We start from the raw sequence: 20,050 nt of genomic DNA, 5'->3' as shown, positions 1-20,050 counted from the left end.
ACGACGTCGCGGATCAATGCAATCGTCCGGGACCTGACAAATAGCCGTTGAAACAGAAACAACCTTATCTTCATCTACAGCTAAAGGCGCCAGCGCTTCCTTCTTTGCATAATCGGAAATGGCCAGCATCAGGCTCGCTTTCTTCAACGATCCAATTTTTCGCTGATAATAAGCCTGATAGCGTGGATTCGGTTGAAGGTATTGTTCGGGGTTAAGAAGTGGAATAAGGTCATACAAGGTAACGCTTACTGGCGTTGTTTTATCAAAACGACCAATACTGGTTACCGCGTCGTCCACATAGCCTTCAAACAGGCTAGTAATATGGATTACGTCTGGATTCAAGCTGGCAATGAAGGCTTCGCGCAACAGTTCTGCAATTTCACGCCGCGTCTCATTACCTGACTCCACTTCTTTCACCGGGCCGGGCGCGTTCCAGACACGGATATTTTTCTGCGGCAGCAAATCGGCAAAAGCGGCACGGATAGGTTCAATCGTCTCAGGGAACATACCGTTCAGCGCCAGAAGCACCTCATGCTGCCCGCGATTGCGCACGACGGCCTGGGCGAATGCCATGGTATAGCGGCCGATACCACGAAAGCGGCTTTCTGTTTGCGCCCCCTGCATGTCGATGACGATGCGCATCAGGCGTGCTCCTTTTGTTTCTGCTCGATGGCGGTTTTGAGTTGGGCGTAGATCTGGCGGGCCCGTGGGGTCAGCGCCTCTGGGCCACAGAACTGACTTGAATCTGAGTAGTTATACGCTCTTTGGGGTATCCACAATCGGACCAGAAGCGCTTCCAGTCTTGGAAATAGTCGGACCAACTTGAGCGCGATTCGTTTTAATCGTGGGCGGGCAACAACAAAATGGATGAGAGTGCCTAAGAGTGATGTGACGAGGCGCTTTATTTTTTGTTTAGTCGCCTCACGGACTATCCTAGCAAGTCTGGCCAATTCCCGCAGCGGCCGGGTAATACGCCATGAACGGCTCTGATATACCGCATCAAGTTTTGATATTACTTCATGGGCGCGGGCTTCGGCCAGTGTCGCGCGGGCTTCGGCCTCATGGGCGCGGGCTTCGGCTTCATGGGCGCGGGCTTCGGCGTCATGGGCGCGGGCTTCGGCCAGTGTCGCACGGCCTTCGGCCTCGTTGGCGCGGGCTTCGGCCAGTGTCGCGCGGCCTTCGGCTTCATGGGCGCGGGCTTCGGCTTCATGGGCGCGGGCTTCGGCCTCATGGGCGCGGGCTTCGGCTTCATGGGCGCGGGCTTCGGCCAGTGTCGCACGGCCTTCGGCCTCGTTGGCGCGGGCTTCGGCCAGTGTCGCGCGGCCTTCGGCTTCATGGGCGCGGGCTTCGGCCTCTTGCTGGCGATAGAGTACGAACTCATCAAAAAAATTGGGCGGCGCTTTGAAGGCATCCAACAACTCGGGATGCTCTTCGGCCACATAAAACCGGTTGAGACCATCAAAATAGGCATAGAGATAACCAGCCTTCAATAATATAGGCTCCCAATCGCCATACGACTCTTCCTGCGTCATCGGTAGAGTGGCTTCCACGACGACGATCCAGGGCCTGTTTTTGCTCCAGTCGTTGCCACGCAGCGCCGCTGCTTCGAACCCTTCTACATCCACCTTGAGAAAGTGGACATCCTGACCGGCGGAAACATATTCTGCCCAGATTTTCGCCATGGTAGTGACCTGCACCGGCTGGCGCTCTACCTCCCAGCCTGCCTGCTGGTGCGTTTGGGCGATGGCGTCGTCGAGGGTGGACAGCCCGCTATTGCTGAGAAAGTTCATGCTCAGGGTCTCTTCCTGATCCCCGATGGCGAGCTGCAGGTTGATGTCATGCGGTCGGCGGCTCAGTAGCTGTTGATGAAACTCTGGATTGGGCTCAATATTAATGCCATGCCAGCCGCGCTCATAGAAGGCGCGTGTGACAGAGTCCACGTCGGGGGACCATGCGCCAACGTCAATATAGAAACCTTTCTCGATGTGCTTCAGCGCGCGCCAAAGCATCACGTCTTCAAAGTTCTGGGCGTATGAGATGAAAGTCACGGTGCTATTTTCTCGAATGTAATTTTGGGTTCATTCCACATGCAGCCGACAAATTGCGTTTTGTCGATATTGATGACGTTGAATAGCAAGGCCATGTCGCGCCATTCGTAGTTGGCAGTGAGATGCGTATCCCGGTCAACAAGCGCTGTCTGCACCGAATAACTGCCGACACCAAAATTGGCGGGAAAGGCGATCACAAACAAGTACTCATCCCCCGGCTGCGGGTTGTGTATCACCTGATTGGTGTGCCAGGTGTTGGTGCCGTACATGACCTGCCCCAAGCGATCCTTGATGCTGTAGCCGAGCACCAGGGTTTCGACGGGCTGATGGACCTTGACCTTGACACGCAGCTCAACCGGCTCGCCGACGCCCACGTATTCGGCCACCTCGCCTTTACTGTTATATAGAGCGATTTCCTCAACGCGGGCCTCGCCGGTACCGGATGTGGTCTGTGCCTTGCCGTTGTCGAGTTTTTTCACTTCGACGGTGCTGTTCTCTTTTTCGGCGATGAGGGCGTTATAGAAATCAAACACTTCTTCGGGGTCGCCATCTTTGATGACGTGGCCATGTTCGAGTAGGATGGCGCGGTCACAGAGGGATTGTATGGCGCTGCGGTCGTGGGAGACGATGAGCAAGGTGGTCCCCTGCTCGCGGAACGCGCGTATCCGGTCGAAGCTTTTATGCTGGAAGTAGACATCGCCTACGGATAACGCCTCATCGACGATGAGTATCTCGGGACGCCAGGCGGTAGCCACGGCAAAGGCTACACGCATCTGCATGCCGCTGGAGTAGATGCGCATCGGCTCGTCGAAGTAGTCGCCGATTTCGGCGAAGGCTTCGATCTGTGGCATGGCAACCTCGATCTGTTCGCGGGAAAACCCCATCAAACCGGCGGCATGGCGCACATTCTGGCGGCCAGTCAGCTCCGGATTGAAGCCCATGCCCAGTTCGAGAATGGCGGCGATGCGGCCGTTGACCTGGATGCGCCCTTCGGTAGGCTGGAGGGTGCCAGTGATGATCTTGAGCAGGGTGCTCTTGCCGGCACCGTTCTGGCCGATGATGCCGATGGCCTCGCCGGGCCGGATGTCAAAACTAATATGGCGAAGTACCCAAACCTCCTCGGCGGGCTTTACTGGGAGACCGAACCAGCGGGCGAAGCGGTGCCACTCGCTGCGATAGGCGCGGAAGGCCTTACCGACCTGTTGCACGCTGAGTACGGTCATAGAGCGTCCACCATCTCTTCGGCTGCCCGACGGAAGAGAAAAAAGGCCACCAGCAACAGGACGAGGGCCACAGCCGCGACGGGGATCAGCCTTTGCAAGTCCGGCGTGGCATCATAGACCAGCACCTGGTGGTAGGCGTCGACCAGCGGGTAGACAGGGTTGAGCGCAAACCAGTGGCGATACTGTTCCGGTATTATGCTTACAGGATAGACGATGGGGGTTAACCAGAACCACACTTGTAACACGATAGGCACCACCTGACCGATGTCGCGCAGAAAGACATTCATCACCCCCAAGGTGAGCCCAACACCCACGGCAAAGGCGGTTACGATCAGTGTCAGGGGGAGCAGCCAGAGTATGGCAAGGCCTATGTGGGACCCTAGCAGCAAGAAGATGCCGAGCATGGCCAGAAGCAGCAGCAGATTGTTGAGCAGGCTGGAACCGACCACAATGGCGGGTAGGGTGATGCGGGGAAAGCTCAGTTTCTTCATCAGGTTGCCCTGTTCGATGAAGAGGGTGAGGCAGCGGCCGATGATCTCGCTGAACAGAGTCCAGGCGAGCTGTCCGGCCATGAGGTAGATGGCGTAGGCGTACCGGCTATCGATGCCGGGCAGTTTGGCTGCGAGGACATTGGAAAGGATCAGGGCGTAGATGGCGACCTGGGCCAGCGGGTTGATGAGCATCCATAACCCACCAAGTTTGCTGCGCGCAAAGCGGCTGACGAACTCGTTGCGGATGGAACTCAAAATAAAATAGCGGTAGCACCATACGCTTTGTAGTATGCCTGGCATGATCTCACTGCACTCTTAGTTGTTGGGTAGAGGAGGTACCTATACGCGGCCGTAGCCGCTCGGCACTTCGATCATGGCCAGCTCCAGTACGCCCGGGTTTTCCAGACGACGTTTATGACCTTCGGGAATGCAGGTTGATTCATTGGTATTGACGAACATTTCCTGTTCACCATTGACTATCTTGGCCATACCGGAGGCCCGTTCTTCTGGCTGTCGAACCAGCTCTCACTGGGCAGTTGTCCCGGCCGTTCCCTTTCCGCTCATGGAGCATTATGCCATAACTCGGCGAGCTTGCCCTGGAACGCCCGGCTGGCGTATTGGCTGACCTGATCCGAGTGGTGCAGCACAACCCCTGGCTCGAACGGGTGCTCGATGCGACGCGCCTTGAAGGCGTCTTCGAGGCGTAGAAGACTGTCGGCATCAAGACATCGACATCAAGCTGACTGAACATGCGGGCGGTCCTCACATGCACCGAGGCGCTGCGCCCGTCCACCTAGCCCCTGGGCTCGTCGACCCTCGGCCCGCGCTTGTTGCCCGTGACCCCCTTACCCCCGCCCATAGACGTCGTCGAAGCGCACGATGTCGTCCTCCCCGAGGTACTCCCCGCACTGCACCTCGATCATCACCAGATCGAGCACACCGGGGTTTTCCAAGCGGTGCTTGCATCCAGCGGGAATGTAGGTGGATTCGTTGGGGCGCACGTAGCACGTCCGCTCCCCATTGACGATCTTCGCCATGCCGCGCACCACGATCCAGTGCTCGCTGCGGTGATGGTGCATCTGCAGCGACAGCGACGCCCCTGGCTTCACCTCGATGCGCTTGATCTTGAAGCCCGGCCCTTCTTCCAGCACCGTATAGCTGCCCCAGGGACGCACCACCGTGCGATGCAGCTTGTAGGTCTCGTGATCGCGCTCCTTGAGCTGGGCGACGACCTTTTTGACGTCCTGCGCCTTGTCACGGTGCGTCACGAGCAGCGCATCGGGCGTGTCGACGATCACCAGCCCCTCCACGCCGAGCGCAGCCACCAGCCGATCCTCGCTGTGGACGTAGGTGTCGCGGCTGTCGAGAAAGATCGCCTGCCCTTTCGCCCGGTTGCCTGCGGCATCGGCGGGAACGAGCGCGCTCAAGGCGCACCACGAGCCGATGTCGCTCCAGCCGAACTCAGCCGGGACGACCGCCACGGCATCGGAGCGTTCCATCAGGGCATAGTCGATGGAGATTTCAGGGATGCCGGCAAAGCGTTCGGCATCGAGCTCGATCATGGAGGTTTGCGGGGTCATGCGCCCGCGGGTGTTTTCCCAGCAAAGCGCCGCCGCCTCGGCCACCTCCGGCGCATGGCGCGCCATCTGCTCGAGCAGAAAGCCGGCCTGGAAGCAGAACATGCCGGCGTTCCAGTAAAAATTTCCCGCGGCAAGATATGCTTCGGCGCGCTCGAGGGAGGGCTTCTCGACGAAGCGCACTACCGTCCGCCCCGGGCCCAGCGCCTCGCTGGCTTCGATGTAGCCATAGCCGGTTTCCGGCCGATCGGGAACGATGCCAAAGGTGACGAGCCGCCGCTGCCGGGCAAGCTCGGCCGCGTGCGCGACAGCGCGGCGAAACGCCGCTTCGTCTTGGATGAGATGATCGGCCGGCAGAATGAGCAGCAAGGCTTCAGGGCCGTAACGCTCGGCCACGGCGTGCGCGGCCAGCGCCACCGCCGCGGCCGTGTTGCGCCCAACGGGCTCCAAGAGATACGTGCCGCGATAGCGGCCCTCGAGCCCCGCGCGCGCGAATTCATCCTTGCTGAGAAAATAATGGTCGCGGTTGGTGACGGTGAGGATTTCCCTTGGCGCCTCTTCTACGGCATCGAGGATGGAGGCCGCACGGCGATAGGTCTTGTGCAGCAGGGTCTCGCCATCGGCAAGCTCGATGAAGGGCTTGGGGTGCCCCTCGCGCGAGACAGGCCAAAGGCGCGTGCCGGCGCCGCCAGAAAGAATGATAGGAATCAACATGATGATCTCATAATGCGAGAATAAAGACATTTTGGTCAATCGGAACGCTACATTATATCGAACGTAAACGATCCGCGATGCAGAGGATCTGACACGAAGTATACCTCATCCTCATCGGTCCAGTTGGTTATAATCCCCAGCTTTCGTCCCCCGATTCCATTGGTGCCATGACCCTGGACAAGAGCTTCGAACCCAAGGCGATCGAATCGCGCTGGTATCCCTACTGGGAGGAACACGGCTACTTCCGCGCTGGTTTCGACCCGGCCAGAAAGAATCCCTACTGCATCCTGATGCCGCCGCCCAACGTCACCGGGACCCTGCACATGGGGCACGGCTTCAACCAGACGATCATGGATATGCTGGTGCGCTGGCGGCGCATGAGCGGGGACAACGTGCTGCTGCAGCCGGGCACTGACCATGCCGGCATCGCCACCCAGATCGTGGTCGAGCGTCAGCTCGAGCGCGAGGGGCTCACGCGCTACGACCTGGGACGGGAGAAATTCCTCGAGCGCGTGTGGCAGTGGAAGGAATACTCCGGCGGCACCATTACGCGCCAGATGCGGCGTCTGGGCACTTCAGCCGACTGGACGCGCGAGCGCTTCACCATGGACGAGGGGATGTCGCGCGTGGTGCGCGAAGTCTTCGTCCGTCTCTACCGCGAGGGGCTCATCTACCGCGGCAAGCGTCTGGTCAACTGGGATCCGAAGCTGCACACGGCGGTCTCCGATCTGGAAGTTTCGGCGGAAGAGGAAGAGGGATTTCTCTGGTCCCTCCTCTATCCCTTTGCCGACGGGCCCATCGACGGGCAACGAGGTGTGGTGGTGGCCACTACGCGCCCGGAGACGCTCTTTGGCGACGTGGCGGTGATGGTGCATCCGGAAGATCCCCGCTATCAGGGGCTCATCGGCAAGGAGGTGATCCTGCCGCTGGTGGGCCGGCGCATTCCCCTCATCGCCGATGCGGCCGTGGATCCGAGCTTCGGCACCGGCTGCGTGAAGGTGACGCCGGCGCACGACGCCAACGACTACGCCGTAGCCCAGCGCCACGGGCTGCCGCTGATCAACATCTTCCGGCTTGATGCCCATCTGAACGACCAGGTGCCCGAGCCCTACCGCGGGCTCGACCGGTTCGTGGCCCGGGAAAAGGCCGTGACCGAGCTGCAGGCGCAGGGGCTTTTGGTCGAGGTGAAGCCGCACAAGATGATGGTGCCGCGCGGCGAGCGCACGGGGGTGGTGCTCGAACCCCTGCTCACCGACCAGTGGTTCGTGGCCACCACCAAGCCCGGAGCGGACGGTAAGTCGCTCGCGCAGAAGGCGCTGGAGGTGGTCGAGGACGGCAGCATCCGTTTCTTTCCCGAGAACTGGGTGAACACGTATCGCCAGTGGCTGGCCAATATCCAGGATTGGTGCATTTCGCGCCAGCTGTGGTGGGGGCATCAGATCCCGGCCTGGTATGCCGACGAAGACTCGGCCGAGAATCGCCGCTTTTGGGTGGCGCACGACGAGGCGCAGGCCCGCGCGCTCGCCGCGGCCGAGGGCTACACGGGGCCGCTCACGCGCGACGCGGACGTGCTCGACACGTGGTTTTCCTCGGCGCTGTGGCCTTTCTCCACCCTCGACTGGACGCCAGAGTATCCGGCCAAGTCCAACCCGGCGCTCGATCTCTATCTGCCTTCTTCGGTGCTGGTCACGGGGTTTGACATCATTTTCTTCTGGGTGGCGCGCATGGTGATGATGACCACCCACGTCACCGGCAAGATTCCGTTCAAGCACGTCTATGTCCACGGCCTCATCCGCGATGCCGAGGGGCAGAAGATGTCGAAGTCCAAGGGCAACGTGCTCGACCCGATCGACCTCATCGACGGCATCGATCTGGAATCGCTCATCCAGAAGCGCACGACCGGCCTGATGAATCCGAAACAGGCCGCGGCGATCGCCGAGCGCACGCGCAGGGAATTCCCCGACGGCATCCCGGCGTTCGGAGCGGATGCCTTGCGCTTCACCTTCGCCTCGCTCGCAAGCCCCGGGCGCGACATCAAGTTCGATCTCGGCCGCTGCGAGGGCTACCGCAATTTCTGCAACAAGCTGTGGAATGCGACGCGTTTCGTGCTGATGAACGTGGGCGAGAATCTGCCGGAGACGCCCGCCGCGCCCGAGGCGCTGGGCTTTGCCGAACGCTGGATCGTCTCCCGCCTGCAGCGGGTGGAAGCGGAAGCGCAGCGCCACCTCACCGACTACCGCTTCGACCTCTACGCCAAGGCGCTCTACGAATTCGTCTGGGACGAATACTGCGACTGGTACCTGGAACTTGCCAAGGTGCGTCTTGCGCAAGGAGACGAGGCGGTGCGCCACGCCACGCGCCGCACGCTCATCGACGTGCTCGAAGCCGTGCTGCGGCTGCTGCACCCGGTGATTCCTTTCATCACCGAGGAGCTCTGGCAGCACGTAGCCCCCGTGGCCGGGCGCAAGGTGAGCGACTCGATCATGGTGGCGCCCTACCCCGTCGCCGAGCCCGGGCGGCTCGACGAAGCGGCCGAGCGCGAGATGGCGCTCTTCCAGGCAATCACGCGGGCGGTGCGGGGCTTGCGCGCCGAGATGAAGCTCAACCCGGGCGAGCGCGTGCCGCTCGCGGTGGCGCTGGGCGAGGCGGCCGACGAGGCGCTCGCGGCGACGATCGCCGGGTTCGTTCCCTACCTGCAGGCGCTCGCACGGCTCACGGAAGTGCGCACGCTGGCGCGCCTACCCGAAGATGCGCTCGCGCCGGTAGCGGCAGTGGAGACGCTGCAGCTCATGCTCGACGTGCCCATCGACGCCGCCAAGGAGCGCGAGCGGCTTGCCAAGGAGATCGAGCGCCTGCGCGCCGAGATCGCCAAGGCGAAGAAGAAACTGGAAAACCCCAGCTTCGTGGAACGCGCGCCGGCCGAAGTGGTGGCCCAGGAGCGCGAGCGCATCGAGCGCTTCAGCGCCACGCTCGCGCAGCTCGAACCGCAGCTCGCGCGCATCGAGCGGCATTTGGCGGGGGGGTGAGACAGAGGCGCTCGCAGCTCAGACGGACTCGGAATACTCCCGCGCCAGGTGTTCATAGCGCGGGATCGCAGCCAGTTCCTGGGCGAGCGCCTCACGCCGCTGCACGGCGTCGTAGTGCGCCTGCAAGGCGAGCCAGCTTTCGGCATCGACCCCAAAGAAAGCGGCCAGGCGCAGCGCCGTATCCGCGCTGATGGCCCGCCGCCCCTGGATGATCTCGTTAATGCGCCGACGGGGCACGCCAATCGCTCGCGCCAAAGCGTACTGGCTGATGCCCAGTGGCTTGAGCCAGTCTTCTAGCAGGATCGTGCCAGGGTGGACCAGAGGAACTTCACGGCTCATCGGCATGGCTTTCTCAGTGGTAATCAACTATTTCGACTTCCCAGGCGTCGCGCCCGTCCCAGACGAAGCACACGCGCCACTGGACATTGATGCGGATGCTGTACTGACCCTCGCGATCCCCCGTGAGTAATTCTAGTCGGTTCCCCGGTGGAACACGGAGAAATTCCAATGATGTGGCCGCGTGCAGCTGCTGCAGCTTGCGCATGGCCACTGCCTCGAATGCCACGAACCGCGCAATGCGCTTGCCCTGAAAAAAGGCTTCGGTGTCGCGGCAACGAAACGATCGGATCATGATTCAATCGTAACGCCAAAGGTTACGAACGTCAACGATGAGAAAGGTTTTGGCTGACGTGCTGGATGTCGATTCCCACCACCGTTCCATCCCTAGCGCCGCACCAACACGAATTCGTATTCCCCCTCCCCGACTTCGTGCGCCACTTCCAGCACGTTGCCGCTCTGACGGGCGAAGGCGGAGAAGTCTTTCATCGAGCCGGGATCGGTGGTCAGCACCCGAAGGCGTTGCCCCGAGTGCAGCGTGGCGAGTGCTTTTTTCGTGCGCAGGATGGGCAGTGGGCAGCGCAACCCGCGCGCGTCGAGTTCGAGATCGGCGTCTACGACCACGATGTCCTCCGGAATTTGACGCGATTTGCTCACGTCGGTTAGAATAGCACTTCTTCTTTGGAGATGTGGCCGAGAGGTCGAAGGCACTCCCCTGCTAAGGGAGCATACCGGCAAAACCGGTATCGAGGGTTCGAATCCCTCCATCTCCGCCAACATCCAAGCCCCTTCTCCCGCAGCATCGAGGCGGCCGTGATGAAATATTGTTCCCTTTGCGGCCATCCTTTGCGGGTAGCCGTCCCCCCAGGCGACAATCGACCACGGCACGTATGCGGTCACTGTGGCGAGGTGCACTATCAGAACCCCAAAGTCGTGGTGGGCGCCATCGCTCGCTGGGAAGATCGCGTCCTGCTGTGCCGCCGGGCGATCGAGCCGCGCTTGGGTTGGTGGACCCTGCCGGCCGGTTTCATGGAAAACGGTGAATCCACCATGGAAGCGGCCATGCGCGAGACTTGGGAAGAGGCCGGGGCGCTCATCGAGGTGGAAGACCTACACGCGCTCATCGACGTGCCGCCCATCCAGCAAGTGCACCTCTTCTACCGTGCGCGTCTGCTTCGGCTCGACATCGCGCCGGGCGAGGAAAGCCTGGAAACCCGGTTGTTCCGTCTAGACGACATCCCTTGGGACGAACTGGCTTTCGAAACGGTGCGCCTGGCGCTGCGCCACGAGGTGGATGCGCCCGGCGGGGGAATCCTGGTAACTTCGCTGGGGTCGAAAGGCTCGTCGGATCAGCGCCAGAGGCGCACTTCCCCCACGGCGTAGCGCTGCGCGAGCGGTCGCGTGGAATGCACCCCTTCTTCGTAGCTCAGGATTTCGAATCCCGTGGCACCGCGGCGCGTGACGATTTCTTGGGCAGCGCGGCGAAACACGGTATAGGCTTCGCCTTGTCCACCCGTGGTGAGCGTGCGCATGTTCATGCGGATGCGGGCCACCTTGGCCTCGGGCGATTCGAGCACCTGGATGCGCCAGTTGGGTTCGAAGGGGTCGTAGAGCGCATACGCGATGAGCGCTGCACCCCCGAGCTGACGCAGCAAGGCGGCGTGGGAGACGGAGGTGACCGAGGAGGCTGCACCGGCACCTCCGCCCGCCGCTGCATCTCCCCCGGCTGCGGTGACTCCGCCGTCGATGTTGAGCGACGATTCCGACAGGATGAGGGCGCTCCCCGCGGCCCCGGCGAGCGGCGCGTCGTATTTGCCCCAGTCCACACTCGAACCGGCGCAGCCGGTGAGGGTGAGCGCGAGCAGCGCGGTGAGCGGAATCGAGCGGCCGAGGGTGCGCATCGTGCTCTCTCAGAGGTATTGGAAGAGCGAGAGATTGGCCACGCGTACGAAGGACTGCTGCGCCGCCTGCAGGACGAGCTGCTGCTGGGCGAGCCGGCTCAGGGCTTCGTTGTAGTCCAGATCCTCGATGCGCGAGCGGGCAGTGGCGTAGTGCAGATCGAGCGTCTGCCCGGCATAATCGAGCGAATCGAGCTCGGCGCGCTGCGAGCCGACCTTGGATTGATATACGGCGATGCGTTCCATGAAAGCGTCGACCATGTCGAGGCCATAACTGGTGGGATCCGGAACGTTCGTCTCAGGATCCACGTATTCCGGCGGTAGCGTCGTCGTGTCCGGGTTGTCGATCGCGTCGATCGCGGTCTTCAGCTGGTTAAAGAACTGCGCCGGAGGATAGGTCGCGGGATCGCTCTGATCCGCCTCGAACAGCCCTCCTCCGCCAAAGGCCGAACCGGGGATGCCGATGTCCATCTGCCGCTCGGGGCCGACTTGCATCTGCCGGGTGCCGGCATCGCCCTGGTAATAATAGAGATCGGGCGTGTCTGGGTCGCCATCGTGGTCGCCGAAAACGATCGGCGGCGTATCGTTCTTGTAGCCGGCGAACAGGTATTCACCCTGTCCGTCCTTGCTGTTGGCGAGCGCGACGAGGTTGTCGAGCTGGCTGCGCAGGTCGGAAGCGATCGCCGCCTTGTCCTGGGCGCTGAGCCCGCCGTTGCCTGCCTGGATGAATTTCTGCCGCATGTATTGCAGCGTGTCGTTCATGGTGGAGAGTCGCGCGTCGGTGAGCGCGAGCTGATCCTTGGCGTAGCCGATGTTGGCGAGGAACTGCTTGTTCACGCCTTGGGATTGCTGCAGCTCGAGGCTGCGCGCAGCGCGCACGGGGTCGTCCGAGGGGCGAAGCATCTTGCGCCCCGTGGCAACCTGCAACTGGGTTTGCGCGAGCTGCGTCTGGTTGTTCTGCAGGGCCGCGATGTTGCGCTCGAAGATCTGGGAAGTGGAGATGCGCATGGTCGTTCTCCCGGTCAGCTGGCGATGGCGAGCACGGAATCGAAGAGCCTCTGTGACATCTGCATCACCTTGCTCGCGGCCAGATAGGCTTGCTGGAAGCGTATCAGATTGGCGGCCTCTTCATCCAGATTGACCCCGGCGAGACTGTCTCGCTGCGCCCGGATTTGCTCGTGCAGCGCCTGGGAAGCGGTGGCGCCATTGATCACCTCGCTCGCCTTGGCGCCGACCGCAGACACGGTGCGTGCGTAGACGCTTTGCAAGGTTGCGGTGGGCTGGCCGGAGGCGTTAGCGTAGAGAAATTTGTCGGTCTGGATGGCGGCGAGCGCCAACGCGTTGCGATTGTCGGCCGGACCACTTCCAGGAGCGAGCGTACCGGTCGGGTCTTCTTCCGCAGCGGCGATCTGACGGGGATCGGTGATCGCCACGCCGATCTTGGAGGCGGCGTTACGGTACGGCGAGATGACGGCGGTCTCGCCGGTTTGCAGGGTCACTCCGGAGAAGTCGAGACCGTCGATCACGGAGTTTGCCGAAACATCGAAGACCTTGCCGTCGCTCTGCCGCGTCACGGTGAGCGTGCCATTGGTGTTGCTCAGAATGTAGGTATCTGGGCGAAGCGCCCCAAGATCGACCGAAGAGGCAAACGGGACGGTAACGGTGCTGCCGGCCGAACCGGTGGTCTCCACGGGCTGGGAAAGGTCGATTCCGGAAAAATAGGCGCTCCCGGTCGATCCATCCAATCCATAGCCCGACGCATGCACTTCGTTGAATTTCACTGCGAGAGCGAGCGCAAGAAAACCGAGCTGGTCTTGCACTGGCTCGAGCGTGTCGCGCCTGAAAGCGAGCATGGCGCCCAGTTCGCCTCCGGTGATGAGTTGCTCGGGGAGGATTTGAGCCGCTCCGGTGCCGATCTGGTATGTGACCTGGGTGCGCATGGGCTGCGCGGGATCGGGCCGGGTGGCGAGCGTGGCGCTCTCCATTCCCTGCACCAGCGCCTGCCCGTTGCCGATGAACACGTTCATGATGCCGCGATCATCGACCACCGCATGGACGTTGACGAGCTTGGAGAGTTCGGCGAGCGCCTGGTCGCGCTGATCGAGCAGATCGTTGGGCGCGGCGCCGTTGCCCACGCCGAGCGCCCGCGTGATTTCCTGGTTGAGCCGGGCGATTTGTTGCCCGTACTGGGTGATCTGCTGGGTGGCGAGCGAGACGTTCTGTTGCAACGCAGCGTCGATCTCTTCGATCCTGTCCGAGAGCAGGTGGAAACGATTGACCAGGGCCTCGCTTTGCGAGAGCATCGTCTGCCGCGCGGGGATGCTGGAGGGGTTGTTCGCTACTTCGTTCACGGAGTCGAAGAACTGCGCCATGGCCGAGGAAACCCCCAGATCCGGGTCGGCGATGAGATCGTCGATCGGTGCGATGAGGTCGCGATAGCTCTGGTAGTAGCTCGCCTGGCTCTGCGATTGCAGCAGTTGCCGATGCAGGAACTGGTCGTAGCTGCGCTGCACGTCCACGACGCGCGCGCCCTGCCCTACGTAGCCGTAGCCCATGTACTGCGACGGCTGGGTGGTCTGCACCGTACTCTGGCGGCTGTAGCCGGGCGTGTCGGCATTGGCGATGTTGTGGCTGGCGACGGTGAGCTTGGCCTGCGCGGCCATCAGCCCGGTCAATCCGATGTTGAGAAAATCGGCCATGGTTTGCTCCCGGCGCGAGGAAGATGTCGCCAGTAAACTAGCAATTTATGTGCCATGCTTTCGAGATCAACCGGGCAAGGCCGCGCGGAAGCGTTGGTCCTGCAGGATGGAGACGATCTTGTCGGCATAGCGGGGATCGGTGGCGTAGCCTCCGCGCACCAGCGCCGCGGCGAAGTCTCTTGGGGTGCGGCTGCCGGGAACGTAGGCATAGCGCTCGTTGTCCTGAATGAGGCGCACGTAATCGTCGAAGGCGGCGGCGTAGGACGAATAGACGCGGAATTTCGCGTTTTCGGTCACCGCCCGGCCGTTGTCGTATTCAGTAACCGGCAGGGTCACGGTCGGCCCGCGCCAGCTGCTGCCCGCTTTGATGTTGAAGAGATTGTGGCTGGAGCGACCATCCGGGGTGCGGATGACGGCGCTCCCCCACCCCGTCTCGAGGGCCGCCTGGGCGACGAGGAATTCCGGCGGTATGCCCAGTTGGGCCGCGGCTCGCCGGGCCTGTGGCAAGGTCTCCTGCACGAAGCGACGGATCTTCTCCGGCACCGACGTCTCGTTCGTCTCGGCGCGACGCACCGCCGAGGCAGTCTCGGCCAAGGCGGGGAAAAGGGGAGTGGGGTCGTCTTGCGTCAAGGGCACGAGCGGCACGGCCTCGTCCCCGGCCTTGCCCGAGGCACCGCCCAGGGCGGCAAAAAAGCCCTTTTCTTCCAGCGCAGCGGCTTCCTCCGTTGCCACTCCTTGCCGGTTGCCGGCAGGATTTGCCGGGCGGCGCAGCACGTTGGCGAGTGAAAAACCTCCGCTCGGGGGGAGTTCGCCCTGCTCACCGACGCCCGCGGCGGACGCCGCGGCTTCGTTCTGATTCCCGAGACGCTGTTGCAATTGCCGCGCGAGCATCTCGCCGAGCCCGATGCCGCGGCCCATGGCGAGATTCTGGGCGAGCTGCTGGTCACTCATGTCCTGAAAGGTCCGCTCGCCATCGCTCGAGGTGAAGGCGTTGGCGGGCACGGTGGCACGCATGGCCTTGAGCATCTGCTGCAGCATCACCGCCTCGAACTGTTTGGCGGCGGCGCGCAACGCTTCGGGCGAGTCGCCCTGACGCGCCAGATTCTGCAGCGAGCGCAGGGAACGCGGATCGAAAGCGGGAACGCTCGGCACGCTCATCTTCCTTTCTCCCTATCAGATCACTTCGAGATCGGCCCGCAGGGCGCCCGAAGACTTGAGCGCCTGCAAGATGCTGATGAGATCCATGGGGGTGGCGCCGAGCGCATTCAGCGCCTTGACCACGTCGGCCAGATTCGCGCCGCCCTTGACGTCTTGGATCACGGCGACGGGCTGCTCGATCTCCACCCGCCCCTGCTGGGCCGCCACCGCGGCTCCACCGGCAAACGGCGTGTCCGGTTGGCTCACCGCCAGATCCTGTCCGATGGTGACCTTGAGGCTGCCGTGCGCCACCGCCACGTGCTGCAGCGTCACCGCCTGATTCATCACCACGGAACCGGTGCGGGAGTTGACCACCACCTTGGCGCGTTGTACGTCTGGCTCTACGGTGAGGTTCTGCAGGCGGGCGAGAAACGCGATACGCGCGTTGGGGTCGGGCGGAGAGCGAACGGCGATGGTACGGCCGTCGAGCGCCTGGGCAGTGCCGAAGCCGAAAGCGGTCTCGATCGCCCGCACGATCTTTGCGGCCGTGCCAAAATCCATTTCTTCCAGCTCGAGCTGGATGATCTCGGATTGGGCGAAATTGTTCCCGACTTCCCGCTCCACCGTCGCGCCCGCCGGAATACGCCCGGCCGAGAGATGGTTGATCTGCTGCGCCGCGCCCCCGGATCGTGCGCCGGCCCCACCGACGACGACGTTGCCCTGAGCGATGGCGTAGATCTGCCCGTCGGCCCCCTTGAGCGGCGTCATCACCAAGGTGCCGCCCTTGAGGCTCTTGGCGTTGCCCAGCGACGAAACGGTCACGTCGATGCGCTGGCCTGCGCGAGCAAAAGGCGGCAGTTCGGCCGTGACCATGACGGCAGCCACGTTCTTGAGCTGCATGTTGCCTGGCGGCAGGTTCACGCCCAGGCTGCGCAGCATGTTGACCACGCTCTGCACGGTGAACGGCGTTTGCGTGGTCTGGTCGCCGCTGCCATCGAGCCCCACCACCAAGCCATAGCCGACGAGCTGGTTGTCGCGCACCCCCCCGATCGTGGCGAGATCCTTGATGCGCTCTCCGGCAGCCCATGCCGCACCGAGCCCGACGAAGCCCAAGATGCAGACGAGCGCCACGGCGAGGAGCGTTCGCCCGGGGAGTAATTCGCGCACGCGTAAAGTCCCATTCATGACCAGTTCCTCAGAACGGCAGGAAGTTGAGGAAGAAGCGCTGCAGCCAGCCCATGCGCTGCGCCTCGTCGATGTAGCCGCTGCCGACGTATTCGATGCGCGCATCGGCCACCGCGGTGGATTCGACCGAGTTCCTGCCGCTGATGGTCACCGGATCGACCACGCCGGAGAAACGGATGTACTCCCGCCCCTGATTGATGGCCAGCTGCTTTTCGCCGGAGACGAGGAGATTGCCGTTGGGGTAGACGTCGATCACGGTGACGGTGATCGTGCCCTGAAACCTGTTGTCGGCCGAGGCGCCGCCCTTGGCTTCGAGGCTTTGATCGGACCCGGCGTTCAGACTCAGCCCGGCCAGACCCGACAAGGGAAGACGCGTCATTCCGCTGATACCGGCTTCCGAATTGGTGTTCCGGCTGGCATTGGCCCCGGTGTTCTTCCTTGCCGAGGTATTCTCGACGAGGTTGATGGTGAGCGTGTCGCCCACGTAGCGCGGCTTGCGATCCTCGAAGAGCGGGCGCACGGCGCTTGCCTGATAGATGGCGCCGTTGTTGGGCGGCGCGGACTGAGGCGCCGGACGGGCCGTCATCGGTTGATGCACGATGGCAGGCGGCGTGGTGTCGAGCGCCGCACAGCCCGACAGCACGAGCACTCCGAGCAGCAGCCATGGGTTGGCGCGCTCGAACGGGGCACGCAAGGTCGCGGTTCGCCGTCGTCTCATGGCCATTCCCCCTTACAGCTGGGTCAGACGCCCCAGCATCTGATCCGAGGTCTGCACGGCCTTGGAATTGAGCTCGTAGGCGCGCTGGGTGATGATCATGCTCACCAGTTCCTCGGCCACGTTCACGTTCGAGTTTTCCACGTAGCCCTGGTTGAGCACGCCGGCGCCGTTGTTGCCAGGAATGTTCACCGCCGGCGGGCCGCTCGACTGCGTCTCGGCGAAGAGGTTCTCGCCCAGCGCCTGCAGGCCGCCTTCATTGACGAAGGTGACGAGCTGGATCTGTCCCACCTGTACCGGCGCGACCGCCCCCGGCTGCAGCACGCTCACCACGCCGTCCTTGCCGATGGTCACGGAGAGGGCGTCCGGGGGAATGTTGATCGCATCGGCCAGCGGATAGCCAGAGGCGGTGACCACGTTCCCCTGGTTGTCGAGCTGAAAGGATCCGTCCCGCGTGTAAGCGAGGGTGCCGTCGGGCATTTCGATCTGCAAGAAGCCTCGCCCCTGGATGCCGACGTCGAGCGGGTTGCCCGTCTGTTGCAGCGTTCCCTGAGTGAAGATGCGCGCCGTGGCCACGGGGCGCACGCCGGTGCCCATCTGCAGGCCGCTGCCGATCTGGTTCTGCTGCGTCTGCTGCGCGCCCGGTTGACGCAGCGTCTGATAGAGCAGATCCTCGAACACGGCACGCTGGCGCTTGAAACCGTTGGTCGACACGTTGGCGAGGTTGTTCGAGATGACGTCGAGCTGGGTCTGCTGTGCGTCGAGTCCCGTGCGGGCGATCCAGAGCGAACGGATCATGATCGTTCTCCTATGGGCGCCGCCACGTTCGAGGGAAACGGAGCGGCGCGGTTGCTACGTTGCATGATTTCATCTTACGTCCGCCGCCTCGCTGCCCGTCGCTGGAAAACCGGCGTTTTGCCGCCTCATTTCCGCCGGCTGCTCCCTCAGCGCGCCGGCGAGAGGATGGCCGAGGCCCGGGCGTCGTTCTCCTGGGCGGTGGTGATCGCCTTGGTGTTCATTTCGAACTGGCGCGAGAGCGCGATCATGCGTACCATCTGATCGACGAGCGACACGTTCGATTTCTCCACGTAGCCGGCTTTCACCGCCACGTTGGGATCGGGAGGCGATCCTCCTCCGCCCTGCAGGCGGAAGAGTCCGTCGTCTCCGCGCTGCAGGTTCTCCACCGGGGGATTGACCAGCTTGAGCCGCCCCACGACTTCCACGACCTGCGTGTCGGCCGGGTCCATGGCCGAGATCGTTCCGTCCTGGCCCACGAGAAATTCCCGATCCGGCGGCAGCGCGATCGGCTGATCATTCTCGCCGAGCACCGGCTGGCCGCCGGGCAACTGCAGGATGCCGTTGGGGCTCAATTGGAAATTGCCGGCGCGCGTGTAGGCTTCGCCGCCGTCGGGCGTCTGCACGGCGAACCAGCCAGGGCCTGCGATCGCCACGTCGAGCGGCCGCCCGGTGTAATCGAGCGGGCCGGATTCGAAGTTGGTCGCCACGGTGGCATCCACCGTGAAGGCGCGCGAGGGCAGCGCCTCGGTCTGCACCTCGACCGCGCGCAGCCGGTGCATCGCTTCCTTGAAGCCAGCGGTATCCACGTTGGCGAGGTTGTTCGCCACCGCGCCCTGCTGCTCGAGGGTGTATTTCGCGCCGGTCATGGCGATGTAGAGCATGCGATCCATCGCGGTCCTCCTTCAGTGCCTACGTCAGCGCAGGTTGATGACGGTCTGCAGGATCTGGTCCTGCGTCTTGATCGACTGGGCGTTCGCCTGATAAGCGCGCTGCTGCACGATCATGTTGACCAGCTCGGCGGTGAGATCGACGTTGGAGGCTTCGACCGCACCGCCGCTGATGAAGCCACGCGTGCCCGCGCCGGGCGTTCCCGCCACACCCGGCCCCGATTCGAGCGAGGCAATCCACAGGTTGTCGCCCATCGACACCAAGCCATTCGGATTGCGGAAGGCAGCGATCGCCACCGTCCCCACCGTGATCACGTTACCGTTGGTATACCGCGCCTGGATCTGACCGGTAGGCATCACCGATACACCCGCCAGCTCCCCAGCGGGAACGCCATCCTGGCTGATGGTATTCACGGAAGATGCGAGGGCGAATTGGGTCGCTGTTAAATTGATATCAATCGTGCCATCGCTTGTTGCTCCCACAGGTCCACCAATCGTTGCACCGTTGGCCAATGTAATGCCGCCAAAAGACAAAGACAAAGGTGACCCGCCGGTCAATGCCCCCGATGCATCGAATGGCAAATTCCCCAGCAGTGCTGGCGTCCCCGGCGGAGTGAGCGAAGGATCCGTTACCGTATCACCAGAAAGGGTACCGTAAACATCCCAAGTCGATGGGTTTCCCGAAGCCGTTCGCACGAAATACAAATTCAAGTTGTGGGCGATTCCAAGCGAGTCGTAGGTCACGACCGTCGTGGAGAAGTTATAGGTTTTGGGATCACTGGGGTTGAATGGATTGGCAGTTTGATCGATTACCGGCTGGTTGGCATCCAAATTGAACGTCAAGCTGACGGTAGAAGTTTCCCGCGGCGTGCCGGTATCGTAGGGCACTTGGATCGGCACTGCATCCCCGGCCCCAGCAGTACCGGGATAGCCGAGCAGCTGGTAGCCCGTGGCCGTGATCACGTAGCCATCCTTGTCGAGCTGGAACTCCCCGGCACGGGTGTAGAACGTCTGGTTGTCGCCCTGCACGGGGCGCTTCACCATGAAGAAGCCATCGCCGTTGATCGCCATGTCGAGCGAATTGCCCGTCTCGGTGATGCTGCCCTGGCTGAAATTCTGCCGTACGGCGGCCACGCGCGAGCCGCTGCCCACCTGTTTGTACGGATCGGCGCCGAGCGTGGAGGAATAGACGTCGGCGAACACCGTCTGGCTCGCCTTGAAGCCGCTGGTGTTGGCGTTGGCCACGTTGTGGCTGATGACGTCGAGCGCCTGCGAGGAGCTGGATAGGCCGCTCAAGCCTTGTTGGAATGCCATGA

At 62.6% G+C, this 20,050-nt stretch carries 19 protein-coding genes, 1 tRNA gene and 1 pseudogene; 3 read left to right on the top strand and 18 right to left on the bottom strand.

Features of this window, described 5'->3' with window-relative positions; all coding sequences use genetic code 11:
• The 6 genes and pseudogenes from GV368_RS05945 to GV368_RS05920 form a co-directional block, all read right to left on the bottom strand.
• Window positions 1-642: glycosyltransferase (locus tag GV368_RS05945; protein WP_169115864.1), on the bottom strand; the 642-nt coding region annotated here is incomplete at its 3' end.
• Entirely contained in the window at window positions 642-2,048 is a 1,407-nt protein-coding gene (locus GV368_RS05940) for an FkbM family methyltransferase (protein ID WP_169115863.1), read from the bottom strand. The genes GV368_RS05945 and GV368_RS05940, both read right to left, overlap by 1 nt.
• Complete coding sequence (locus tag GV368_RS05935; RefSeq protein ID WP_169115862.1) at window positions 2,045-3,271, bottom strand: ABC transporter ATP-binding protein; 1,227 nt, start codon at window positions 3,269-3,271, stop codon at window positions 2,045-2,047. The genes GV368_RS05940 and GV368_RS05935 overlap by 4 nt, the downstream gene beginning before the upstream one ends.
• Complete coding sequence (locus GV368_RS05930) at window positions 3,268-4,062, bottom strand: ABC transporter permease (RefSeq protein ID WP_169115861.1); 795 nt, start codon at window positions 4,060-4,062, stop codon at window positions 3,268-3,270. The genes GV368_RS05935 and GV368_RS05930 overlap by 4 nt, the downstream gene beginning before the upstream one ends.
• A gap of 39 nt (window positions 4,063-4,101) precedes the next feature.
• Window positions 4,102-4,257, bottom strand: a pseudogene (locus GV368_RS05925) (mannose-1-phosphate guanylyltransferase/mannose-6-phosphate isomerase); the annotation flags it as partial.
• 350 nt (window positions 4,258-4,607) lie between these two features.
• Window positions 4,608-6,053: a mannose-1-phosphate guanylyltransferase/mannose-6-phosphate isomerase gene (locus GV368_RS05920; protein ID WP_169115860.1), complete on the bottom strand. Its 1,446-nt coding sequence runs from the start codon at window positions 6,051-6,053 to the stop codon at window positions 4,608-4,610.
• Window positions 6,054-6,220: 167 nt separating this feature from the next.
• On the opposite strand from GV368_RS05920, the gene GV368_RS05915 reads away from it, so the two are divergent.
• A complete protein-coding gene (locus tag GV368_RS05915; RefSeq protein ID WP_169115859.1) occupies window positions 6,221-9,079 on the top strand; it encodes a valine--tRNA ligase in 2,859 nt (952 codons plus the stop codon).
• Between the two features lie 18 nt (window positions 9,080-9,097).
• Here the strand turns inward: GV368_RS05915 and GV368_RS05910 are convergent, their stop codons facing one another.
• The 3 genes from GV368_RS05910 to GV368_RS05900 form a co-directional block, all read right to left on the bottom strand.
• Window positions 9,098-9,418, bottom strand: coding sequence for a HigA family addiction module antitoxin (locus GV368_RS05910; protein ID WP_055422969.1), 321 nt, complete (start codon window positions 9,416-9,418; stop codon window positions 9,098-9,100).
• A 13-nt stretch (window positions 9,419-9,431) separates the two neighbouring features.
• Entirely contained in the window at window positions 9,432-9,710 is a 279-nt protein-coding gene (locus GV368_RS05905; protein ID WP_055422744.1) for a type II toxin-antitoxin system RelE/ParE family toxin, read from the bottom strand.
• A 92-nt stretch (window positions 9,711-9,802) separates the two neighbouring features.
• Window positions 9,803-10,072, bottom strand: a complete 270-nt coding sequence (locus GV368_RS05900) for a sulfurtransferase TusA family protein (RefSeq protein ID WP_221929226.1) — start codon at window positions 10,070-10,072, stop codon at window positions 9,803-9,805.
• A gap of 26 nt (window positions 10,073-10,098) precedes the next feature.
• Here GV368_RS05900 and GV368_RS05895 point away from each other — a divergent pair.
• Both GV368_RS05895 and GV368_RS05890 read left to right on the top strand, forming a co-directional pair.
• Window positions 10,099-10,191: transfer RNA gene (locus GV368_RS05895), tRNA-Ser, on the top strand.
• A gap of 40 nt (window positions 10,192-10,231) precedes the next feature.
• Window positions 10,232-10,798: an NUDIX hydrolase gene (locus GV368_RS05890; RefSeq protein ID WP_169115858.1), complete on the top strand. Its 567-nt coding sequence runs from the start codon at window positions 10,232-10,234 to the stop codon at window positions 10,796-10,798.
• On the opposite strand, the gene GV368_RS05885 is transcribed toward GV368_RS05890, so the two are convergent.
• From GV368_RS05885 to flgE, 9 genes are all read right to left on the bottom strand, one after another.
• A complete protein-coding gene (locus GV368_RS05885; protein ID WP_169115857.1) occupies window positions 10,765-11,316 on the bottom strand; it encodes a hypothetical protein in 552 nt (183 codons plus the stop codon). The two genes, GV368_RS05890 and GV368_RS05885, sit on opposite strands and share 34 nt — an antisense overlap.
• Window positions 11,317-11,325: 9 nt before the next feature.
• Window positions 11,326-12,321 carry a flagellar hook-associated protein FlgL gene (flgL, locus tag GV368_RS05880; RefSeq protein WP_169115856.1) on the bottom strand — a complete coding sequence of 332 codons (996 nt, stop codon included), beginning with the start codon at window positions 12,319-12,321 and terminating at the stop codon, window positions 11,326-11,328.
• Window positions 12,322-12,335: 14 nt separating this feature from the next.
• Window positions 12,336-14,012, bottom strand: coding sequence for a flagellar hook-associated protein FlgK (flgK, locus tag GV368_RS05875; RefSeq protein ID WP_169115855.1), 1,677 nt, complete (start codon window positions 14,010-14,012; stop codon window positions 12,336-12,338).
• Between the two features lie 66 nt (window positions 14,013-14,078).
• Window positions 14,079-15,170: a flagellar assembly peptidoglycan hydrolase FlgJ gene (gene flgJ / locus GV368_RS05870; RefSeq protein ID WP_169115854.1), complete on the bottom strand. Its 1,092-nt coding sequence runs from the start codon at window positions 15,168-15,170 to the stop codon at window positions 14,079-14,081.
• 15 nt (window positions 15,171-15,185) lie between these two features.
• A complete protein-coding gene (locus GV368_RS05865; protein ID WP_169115853.1) occupies window positions 15,186-16,334 on the bottom strand; it encodes a flagellar basal body P-ring protein FlgI in 1,149 nt (382 codons plus the stop codon).
• Between the two features lie 10 nt (window positions 16,335-16,344).
• Entirely contained in the window at window positions 16,345-17,052 is a 708-nt protein-coding gene (locus GV368_RS05860; protein ID WP_169115852.1) for a flagellar basal body L-ring protein FlgH, read from the bottom strand.
• Window positions 17,053-17,064: 12 nt separating this feature from the next.
• The gene (flgG, locus tag GV368_RS05855; RefSeq protein WP_169115851.1) at window positions 17,065-17,847 is read right to left on the bottom strand and encodes a flagellar basal-body rod protein FlgG; all 783 of its coding nucleotides are present in this window, start codon (window positions 17,845-17,847) and stop codon (window positions 17,065-17,067) included.
• A gap of 146 nt (window positions 17,848-17,993) precedes the next feature.
• Window positions 17,994-18,737, bottom strand: coding sequence for a flagellar basal-body rod protein FlgF (flgF, locus tag GV368_RS05850; RefSeq protein WP_142804390.1), 744 nt, complete (start codon window positions 18,735-18,737; stop codon window positions 17,994-17,996).
• Between the two features lie 24 nt (window positions 18,738-18,761).
• Window positions 18,762-20,048, bottom strand: coding sequence for a flagellar hook protein FlgE (gene flgE, locus GV368_RS05845; protein WP_169115850.1), 1,287 nt, complete (start codon window positions 20,046-20,048; stop codon window positions 18,762-18,764).
• Between the last annotated feature and the right edge of the window lie 2 nt (window positions 20,049-20,050).

Source organism: Tepidiphilus baoligensis, assembly GCF_012911495.1.
GTDB lineage: Bacteria > Pseudomonadota > Gammaproteobacteria > Burkholderiales > Rhodocyclaceae > Tepidiphilus > Tepidiphilus olei.
This window is presented reverse-complemented; position numbering and strand designations above follow the sequence as displayed.

Excerpts from the sequence above, each read along its gene's own strand:
- GV368_RS05885 (WP_169115857.1), bottom strand. The coding sequence starts at position 11,316 with ATGCGCACCCTCGGCCGCTCGATTCCGCTCACCGCGCTGCTCGCGCTC.
- GV368_RS05905 (WP_055422744.1), bottom strand. The coding sequence starts at position 9,710 with ATGATCCGATCGTTTCGTTGCCGCGACACCGAAGCCTTTTTTCAGGGC.
- GV368_RS05865 (WP_169115853.1), bottom strand. The coding sequence starts at position 16,334 with ATGAATGGGACTTTACGCGTGCGCGAATTACTCCCCGGGCGAACGCTC.
- flgJ (WP_169115854.1), bottom strand. The coding sequence starts at position 15,170 with ATGAGCGTGCCGAGCGTTCCCGCTTTCGATCCGCGTTCCCTGCGCTCG.
- GV368_RS05915 (WP_169115859.1), top strand. The coding sequence starts at position 6,221 with ATGACCCTGGACAAGAGCTTCGAACCCAAGGCGATCGAATCGCGCTGG.
- flgF (WP_142804390.1), bottom strand. The coding sequence starts at position 18,737 with ATGGATCGCATGCTCTACATCGCCATGACCGGCGCGAAATACACCCTC.
- GV368_RS05930 (WP_169115861.1), bottom strand. The coding sequence starts at position 4,062 with ATGCCAGGCATACTACAAAGCGTATGGTGCTACCGCTATTTTATTTTG.
- GV368_RS05920 (WP_169115860.1), bottom strand. The coding sequence starts at position 6,053 with ATGTTGATTCCTATCATTCTTTCTGGCGGCGCCGGCACGCGCCTTTGG.
- GV368_RS05860 (WP_169115852.1), bottom strand. The coding sequence starts at position 17,052 with ATGAGACGACGGCGAACCGCGACCTTGCGTGCCCCGTTCGAGCGCGCC.
- flgG (WP_169115851.1), bottom strand. The coding sequence starts at position 17,847 with ATGATCCGTTCGCTCTGGATCGCCCGCACGGGACTCGACGCACAGCAG.
- GV368_RS05890 (WP_169115858.1), top strand. The coding sequence starts at position 10,232 with ATGAAATATTGTTCCCTTTGCGGCCATCCTTTGCGGGTAGCCGTCCCC.
- flgE (WP_169115850.1), bottom strand. The coding sequence starts at position 20,048 with ATGGCATTCCAACAAGGCTTGAGCGGCCTATCCAGCTCCTCGCAGGCG.
- flgK (WP_169115855.1), bottom strand. The coding sequence starts at position 14,012 with ATGGCCGATTTTCTCAACATCGGATTGACCGGGCTGATGGCCGCGCAG.
- flgL (WP_169115856.1), bottom strand. The coding sequence starts at position 12,321 with ATGCGCATCTCCACTTCCCAGATCTTCGAGCGCAACATCGCGGCCCTG.
- GV368_RS05910 (WP_055422969.1), bottom strand. The coding sequence starts at position 9,418 with ATGAGCCGTGAAGTTCCTCTGGTCCACCCTGGCACGATCCTGCTAGAA.
- GV368_RS05935 (WP_169115862.1), bottom strand. The coding sequence starts at position 3,271 with ATGACCGTACTCAGCGTGCAACAGGTCGGTAAGGCCTTCCGCGCCTAT.